The organism is Micromonospora sp. D75, assembly GCF_018070405.1.
Taxonomy (GTDB): domain Bacteria; phylum Actinomycetota; class Actinomycetes; order Mycobacteriales; family Micromonosporaceae; genus Micromonospora; species Micromonospora chalcea.
Genome location: NZ_JAGPXV010000307.1, coordinates 1 through 6,975, shown reverse-complemented (window position 1 = coordinate 6,975; position 6,975 = coordinate 1). Strand labels below are relative to the sequence as shown.

General features: G+C 74.3%; 9 protein-coding genes. 6 read left to right on the top strand and 3 right to left on the bottom strand.

Annotation, left to right across the window (positions count from 1 at the left end; all coding sequences use genetic code 11):
• The first annotated feature begins 22 nt into the window (after positions 1 to 22).
• Positions 23 to 808 (top strand): pyruvate formate-lyase-activating protein, encoded by a 786-nt coding sequence (gene pflA, locus KBX39_RS18605; RefSeq protein ID WP_051611069.1) that lies wholly within the window; start codon positions 23 to 25, stop codon positions 806 to 808.
• A 12-nt stretch (positions 809 to 820) separates the two neighbouring features.
• On the opposite strand, the gene KBX39_RS18600 is transcribed toward pflA, so the two are convergent.
• Positions 821 to 1,291 (bottom strand): cyclic nucleotide-binding domain-containing protein, encoded by a 471-nt coding sequence (locus KBX39_RS18600; protein WP_210871722.1) that lies wholly within the window; start codon positions 1,289 to 1,291, stop codon positions 821 to 823.
• Positions 1,292 to 1,450: 159 nt separating this feature from the next.
• Between KBX39_RS18600 and KBX39_RS18595 the strand changes: the two genes are divergently transcribed.
• Together KBX39_RS18595 and KBX39_RS18590 are read left to right on the top strand one after the other, a co-directional pair.
• Positions 1,451 to 2,359: a universal stress protein gene (locus KBX39_RS18595; protein ID WP_210871720.1), complete on the top strand. Its 909-nt coding sequence runs from the start codon at positions 1,451 to 1,453 to the stop codon at positions 2,357 to 2,359.
• A gap of 71 nt (positions 2,360 to 2,430) precedes the next feature.
• A complete protein-coding gene (locus KBX39_RS18590; protein ID WP_064448488.1) occupies positions 2,431 to 3,315 on the top strand; it encodes a universal stress protein in 885 nt (294 codons plus the stop codon).
• A gap of 284 nt (positions 3,316 to 3,599) precedes the next feature.
• On the opposite strand, the gene KBX39_RS18585 is transcribed toward KBX39_RS18590, so the two are convergent.
• Both KBX39_RS18585 and KBX39_RS18580 read right to left on the bottom strand, forming a co-directional pair.
• Positions 3,600 to 4,226 (bottom strand): CE1759 family FMN reductase, encoded by a 627-nt coding sequence (locus tag KBX39_RS18585; protein WP_210871718.1) that lies wholly within the window; start codon positions 4,224 to 4,226, stop codon positions 3,600 to 3,602.
• Positions 4,223 to 5,323 (bottom strand): LLM class flavin-dependent oxidoreductase, encoded by a 1,101-nt coding sequence (locus KBX39_RS18580; protein WP_043324916.1) that lies wholly within the window; start codon positions 5,321 to 5,323, stop codon positions 4,223 to 4,225. The genes KBX39_RS18585 and KBX39_RS18580 overlap by 4 nt, the downstream gene beginning before the upstream one ends.
• Before the next feature lie 139 nt (positions 5,324 to 5,462).
• On the opposite strand from KBX39_RS18580, the gene KBX39_RS18575 reads away from it, so the two are divergent.
• The 3 genes from KBX39_RS18575 to KBX39_RS18565 form a co-directional block, all read left to right on the top strand.
• Positions 5,463 to 6,101 carry a DNA-3-methyladenine glycosylase gene (locus KBX39_RS18575; protein WP_210871715.1) on the top strand — a complete coding sequence of 213 codons (639 nt, stop codon included), beginning with the start codon at positions 5,463 to 5,465 and terminating at the stop codon, positions 6,099 to 6,101.
• Positions 6,102 to 6,247: 146 nt separating this feature from the next.
• A complete protein-coding gene (locus KBX39_RS18570; protein WP_030502457.1) occupies positions 6,248 to 6,682 on the top strand; it encodes a hypothetical protein in 435 nt (144 codons plus the stop codon).
• A gap of 64 nt (positions 6,683 to 6,746) precedes the next feature.
• A partial coding sequence (locus KBX39_RS18565; RefSeq protein ID WP_210871713.1) for an MmcQ/YjbR family DNA-binding protein occupies positions 6,747 to 6,975 on the top strand: 229 nt, incomplete at its 3' end.

Here is a 6,975-nt window from a genome sequence, read left to right as displayed (position 1 = left end):
CGCGGACCTTCCACGGGTCGCTGTGAACGGCCGCCCGCCCGCGCCGCCGCAGGTGACTGCGGCGGCGCCGGGGTGCGTCACCGGCGCTGTGCACTCCTGGGACACCTCGGTCGGGGTGGACGGGCCGGGCACCCGGTTCGTGGTCTTCCTGGCCGGTTGCCCGCTGCGCTGCCGCTACTGCCACAGCCCGGACACCTGGTACGGCCGCAGCGGCCGCCGCCGCAGCGTGGACGAGATGGTCGCGCTCGCCGGCCGGTACCGCCGGTTCATCCAGGTGGCCGGGGGCGGCGTCACGGTGAGCGGCGGGGAGCCGCTGCTGCAACCGGCGTTCACCCGGGAGCTGCTGCGGCGCTGTCACGTCGACCTGGGCCTGCACACCGCGCTGGACACCTCCGGCTTCCTCGGCGTCCGCGCCGACGACACGCTTCTGGACGCCACCGACCTGGTGCTGCTCGACGTGAAGGCGGGCAACCCGCAGACGTACCGCCGGGTCACCGGCACCGGCCGGCTCGCGCCGACGTTGCGGTTCGCGCAACGGCTGGCCGACCGGGGTACGCCGATGTGGATCCGGTACGTGCTGGTGCCCGGCCTGACCGACGCGGTCGACGAGGTGGAGCGGGTGGCCGACATCGCGGCCGGGCTGGCCACGCTGCAGCGCGTGGAGGTGCTGCCGTTCCACCGGCTCGGTGCGCACAAGTACGCCGAGCTGGGGCTGACGTTCCCGCTGGCGGACACCGAGCCGCCGGACGCCGACCTGCTGACCCGGGTACGCGGTCAGTTCGCCGCCCGGGGTCTCACCGTCACCTGACCGCGCGCCGGTTCAGCTGGCTGCGGCCGTCGGGTAGCCGTAGAGGTCGAGCAGCCGGACCCGGGACGCCTGGAGGCGGTCCACCACCACGCTCATGAACCGGCTGGTGAGCTGGCGGCCGAGCGTGTCGTCGGACTCCATCAGCCGGCGTACCCCGTCGGCGTCGAGTTCCACGGCGGTGCTGCGCTGGGTGGCGACCGCGCCGAACTGCCAGCGGTACGGCGGGAACAGCCAGGACCAGCCGAGCACGCCGCCCGGGCCGATCGTCTCGATGCCCACGTCACCGCGGCCCGGCACCGGGAAGTCGAGTGCCACCTGGCCGCCGCGGACGAGCCAGAACCGGTCGGCTTCCGCGCCGGCGCGGAACAGCCGGTGCCCGGGGTGCCAGACCACCGGGCGGGCGTACCCGGTGAGCCGGGGCAGCCACTCGTCGGGCAGCCCGGCCAGGAAGGGGTGGACGCGGAGCATCTCCAGCGGGGTCATCGCGCCTCCAGGATCGACAGGAGGGAGCACTGGTTCCCATTCCACCTCGCGAACGGCCCCGGCCGGTAGGGGCCGATGGTCCCGGCCTTGCCGGGCGGATCGACTCTGCCCAGGTGGGAGCCGTCGGCGCAGGCTGAGGGGGAACCGAAGGAGGACGTCATGACCGACAGGACCGGTGCCCCCGTCGTGGTGGGCGTGGACGGCTCCCCGTCCGCGCTGGACGCGGTACGGCTGGCCGCACGAGAGGCGGTGCTGCGGCACCGGCCGCTGCGGGTGGTGAACGCCTTCCTGTGGCCGCTGGTCGGCACGCCGCTGGGCATGGTCGCCCCGGTGCTGCCCGACATCGAGCTGCGCCAGGAGGCCGAGAAGCTGGTCGAGGAGGCGGTGGACGAGGCCCGCAAGGTCGACGCGGAGCTGGCGGTGACCGGCGCGGTGGTCGACGGCGGGCCGGTCGCGGTGCTGCTGCGGGAGAGCCGCGACGCCGCGCTGCTCGTGCTGGGCCACCGTGGCCTGGGCGGCTTCGCCGAACTCCTGGTCGGCTCGGCGGCGGTGCAGCTCTCCGCCCGCGCGGACTGCCCGGGTCTCGTCGCCCGGGGCGAGGCCCGCGCCGACGGCCCGGTGGTGGTCGGCGTGGACGGGTCCGCGCTGTCCGACGAGGCGGTCGGGTTCGCGTTCGCCGAGGCCGCGGCGCGCGACGCCGAGCTGGTGGTGGTGCACACCTGGCTGTACCCGCAGCCGGTGAGCTACCGCGAGGCGTTCGGCGACGTCCTGCCGCTGGCGTACGAGCCGGAGCAGTTGCGCGCCGACGAGCAGCGGGTGCTGGCCGAGGCGGTCGCCGGCTGGACCGAGCGCTACCCGGAGGTCACGGTGCGGCCGAAGCTGGTCGCCGCCGCCACGCCGGCCCGGGTGCTGGTCGAGGAGTCCGTCGGGGCGCAGCTGACGGTGGTCGGCGCGCACGGGCGGGGTAGCCTCGGCTCGCTGCTGCTCGGCTCGGTCAGCCACGCCGTGCTGCACCACTGCCACAGCCCGCTGGCCGTCGTCCGGCACCGCGGGGGCCGGGAACGCTGACCCCGGTTCGGCGGTCCCGGCGCCGCCGGGACCGCCACAATGGCCTGAGCCGACCGGAGGGAACAGACCTGATGAACCGACCCGTCGTGGTGGGAGTGGACGGATCGCCGTCCAGCCTGGCCGCCGCCGACCTGGCTGCCGCGACCGCCGTGGCACGTTCCCGGCCGCTGGTGCTGGTGCACGGCTACCTGCACCCGCTCGGCTACGGCGTGCCGCTCAACCCGTACGACCTGGGGGTGCCGGCGCCCACCGCGGAGGCGGAGAAGATGCTCGAGTCGGTCGCCGCCGACCTGACCGAGCGGCACCCGGGCCTGCGGGTGCAGGTGCGCCAGGTGGCCGGCGGTCCGGGCGCGACGATGGTCGAGGAGTCCCGCCGCGCCGAGCTGGTGGTGGTGGGCAGCCGGGGCGTGGGCGGTTTCGCCGGCCTGCTGCTCGGCTCGGTCAGCGGGCAGCTCGCGCAGCACGGGCACTGCCCGGTGCTGATCGTCCGCCCGGAGGAGCAGCCGATTCCGGTGGACGGGCCGGTGCTGGTCGGCGTGGACGGCTCCGACTCGGCCGCGTACGCGATCGAGCTGGCTGCCGACGAGGCCGAGCGGCGCGACGCGGAGCTGGTGCTGATGCACGTCCGGTCGCCGGAACGCGGCGCGGTGGCGCCCGAGGTCGCGGCGGAGGCGTCCACCGCCGAGCGGGCCGAGGCGGCGGGACTGCTGGCCGAGGCCGCGGACCGGGTCCGGTCGGCGCATCCGGGCCTGCGGGTGACGGAGCGGTCCGTCACCTCCCCCTCGCCGGAGACTGCGCTCGTCGAGGCCAGCGGCGAGGCGGCGCTCGTGGTGGTCGGCTCCCGGGGCCGGGGCGGCTTCGTCGGGCTGCTGCTCGGCTCGGTCAGCCAGGCAATGGTGCAGCACTCCCACTGCCCGGTGCTCGTCGCCCACCGGCCCGAGCCGGCCGACGACTGAGCCGCCTCGCGGGCGGCGGCCCCGCGCCGGCCCTGTCCGCCGGGCCGCCCGGCGCGAGAGATGTCTTCCGAGCGATATGACTGAGAGGCATAAATATGCCTCTCAGTCATATCGAGTTTCCGGCGTGGTTCGCCGGGACGGTAACGCTCGGTAGCGGTCGGTTCGCGCCGAACCGGAGTCCGCCAGGCTGCTTCGGCCCGGTCGTGCATGGCCCTACGCTCGCGTGATCGATGTGGGCGTCTACGGCCGGGTGCTTCGTGGCGCGAGCGTCAGACGCCGCGGCGTCAGGCCGGGTCGCGGCCAGCGAGCAGGTCGGCGAAGTCGGTGGTGAGCGCGAACGGGTCGGCCGGGCCGGTCGCGGGCGGGCGGCGGTCCACCTGCTCGGCCAGCTCGGCGGCGGCCCGGCGGATCCGGGACCGCAGCGCGCTGTCCCCGTCGTCACCGGCCCAGTCCTCCGGCGCGGCGAACACCGCAGTGGGCAGTGTCGCCGCCCGCAGGTACGTGAACATCGGCCGGACTGCGTGCTCCAGCGCGAGGGAGTGCCGGGCGGTGCCGCCGGTCGCCCCGATCAGCACCGGCTTGCCCGCGAGCGTGTCCCGGTCGATCACGTCGAAGAACGACTTGAACAGCCCGTTGTAGGACGCGTTGAAGATCGGCGTCACCGCGATCAGCGCGTCGGCGGCCGCCACGGCGTCGAGTGTCTGCCGCAGCGCGGCCGGCGCGAAGCCGGTGAGCAGGTGGTTCACCACGTCGTGGGCGTGCTCCCGCAGCTCCACGGTGCGCAGTTCCGCCGTCGCGCCGCGGCCGGCCAGCTCGTCGCGGGCGGCCGCGGCGAGCTGGTCGGCGAGCAGACGGGTGGACGACGGCTGGGCGAGCCCGGCCGAGACGACCGCCAGAGTACGGCGGGTCATCGCTGCTCCCCGTCGGCCGGCGCAGCGTCGCGGGCGGCCAGCAGGCCGGCGTGGGTGGGCGCCTCGGGCACGTGCGCGGGACGCAGCGAGTCGAACTCCTTGCGCAGCACCGGGACCACCTCCTCGCCCAGCAGGTCGAGCTGCTCCAGCACCGTCTTCAGCGGCAGGCCGGCGTGGTCGATCAGGAACAGCTGCCGCTGGTAGTCGCCGACGTACTCGCGGAAGCCCAGCGTCCGGTCGATGACCTGCTGCGGGCTGCCCACCGTCAGCGGCGTCTCGCGGGTGAACTCCTCCAGCGACGGGCCGTGCCCGTAGACCGGGGCGTTGTCGAAGTAGGGGCGGAACTCGCGTACCGCGTCCTGGGAGTTGCGGCGCATGAAGACCTGCCCGCCGAGGCCGACGATGGCCTGGTCGGGTGAGCCGTGGCCGTAGTGCGCGAACCGCTCCCGGTAGAGGCCGACCATCCGCTGGGTGTGCTCCTTGGGCCAGAAGATGTGGTTGGCGAAGAAGCCGTCGCCGTAGTACGCGGCCTGTTCGGCGATCTCCGGGCTGCGGATCGAGCCGTGCCAGACGAACGGCGGCACGCCGTCGAGGGGGCGCGGGGTCGAGGTGAACGCCTGCAGCGGCGTACGGAACCGGCCCTTCCAGTCGACCACGTCCTCGCGCCAGAGCCGGCGCAGCAGGTCGTAGTTCTCGATGGCCAGGGGGATGCCGTTGCGGATGTCCTGGCCGAACCACGGGTAGACGGGCCCGGTGTTGCCGCGCCCCATCATCAGGTCCACCCGGCCGTCGGCGAGGTGCTGCAGCATCGCGTAGTCCTCGGCGATCTTCACCGGGTCGTTGGTGGTGATCAGCGTGGTCGCGGTGGACAGCAGCAGCCGTTCGGTGCGCGCGGCGATCCAGCCGAGCATGGTGGTCGGCGACGACGGCACGAACGGCGGGTTGTGGTGCTCGCCGGTGGCGAAGACGTCCAGGCCGACCTCCTCGGCCTTGAGCGCGATGGCGGTCATGGCCTTGATCCGCTCACGCTCGGACGGCAGTCGCCCGTTTGTCGGGTCGGGGGTGACGTCACCGACGGTGAAGACTCCGAACTGCATGACCAGCTCCTCGCGTGGGGTCCGGACCGGTCGGCCCGGGATTGCTCCTCACAACATATTTGACGAGTCAACTATTCCGATGGCCGCCCGCCCCGGCGTGGCCCGGATCACGCGCCTCCCACCGACTACCCTTGCCGCGATGACGTACCCCTGGCTCTCCGCGCCCGCCGCGCAGATCGCGCAGACCGCGCGGACGCTGCTCGGCTGGACCGTGTCGGCCGGCGGCGTCACGGTACGCCTCACCGAGGTGGAGGCGTACGCGGGCACCGGCGAGGACCCGGCGTCGCACGCCCACCGCGGGCCGACGCCGCGCAACCAGGTCATGTTCGGGCCCGCCGGGCACGTCTACGTGTACTTCGTGTTCGGCATGCACTGGTGCGCGAACATCGTCTGCGGGCGGGACGGCGAGGCGGCGGCGGTGCTGCTGCGCGCGGGCGAGGTGGTCGGCGGCGTCGAGACCGCCCGCGAGCGCAGGCCGCACGCCGCCGACCGGGATCTGGCCCGCGGGCCGGCCCGGCTGGTCACCGCGCTCGGGATCGGGCGGGACGCGAACGGCACCTCGGCTATCGACGGCAGCGGCCCGCTGCTGCTGACGCCACCGGCGAGCCCGGTCGACCCGGCGCGCATCGTCGCCGGGCCGCGTGTCGGGGTCGCCGCCGCGCACGACCTGCCGTGGCGGTTCTGGCTGGCGGACGAGCCGAGCGTGAGCGTCTACCGGCGGCACACCCCGCGTCGCCGGCCCGCTCCGGCCGCCCCGGTGCGGAACTCGCCGGCCTGAATCGGCCGTTCCGGGCAACCCGGGACACCCTGCGGCGCGTCTGTGGTGGCATGACGCGCCGACCCTTCACCATGCGTTGAGGTCACGGTGTTTTACACGAAGGGCTTTCAACGGGGTGTTGACAACGGGCCATTCTTGGGTGTGGGATGGACGACATGGTCACCGTGGACAACGACCCGTTCACCGCTCCGGATGCTGCCCAGGCCCGGGCACACCGCAACTACGCGGCGCTGCTGCGGATCGCCGAGCGGCACGCCGGCACCAACTCCCGCCGCCGTCGCTACGCCCACCCCGACGTGCCCGACGCCTACGAGGCGGCCACGCTGGTGATGGCGCTCGCCGGGGGCGCCGAGCTGGACGAGGGTGAGGAGCCGGTTGACCAGGCCGACCTGATGGCCGCGCTGACGCTCATCCCGCACGTGCGCTCCGAGGTGGACGCGCTGGAGGCCGGGCTGCTCCAGGTGGCCCGCGGCCGGGGCATGACCTGGCAGGCGATCGCCTTCGGGCTGGGGCTGGGCAGCGCCCAGGCGGCCCGGCAGCGCTACGAGCGGCTCACCGTCCGCACCGGCACCGGCGACTGACCGGCGGCGCGCACTGTCACAGCCGCGGGCGAGACTGCGCCGGACGACGGCACGGGAGGACGCGATGACGCGCGAGGAGATGCTCGCCTACTGCCTGGCCAAGCCGGGAGCCTGGCTCGACCGGCCGTGGGAGGGCGACGAGGTGGTGAAGGTGGGCAGCCGGATCTTCGCGTTCCTCGGCTCGCCCGAGGGAGAGGCGCGGGTCGGGGTGAAGTGCGGGGCGTCCCGGGAGGTGGCCGACGAGTGGCTGCACCGGTTCCCGGCCGACGCGCGCCCCTCCCCCTACATCGGCC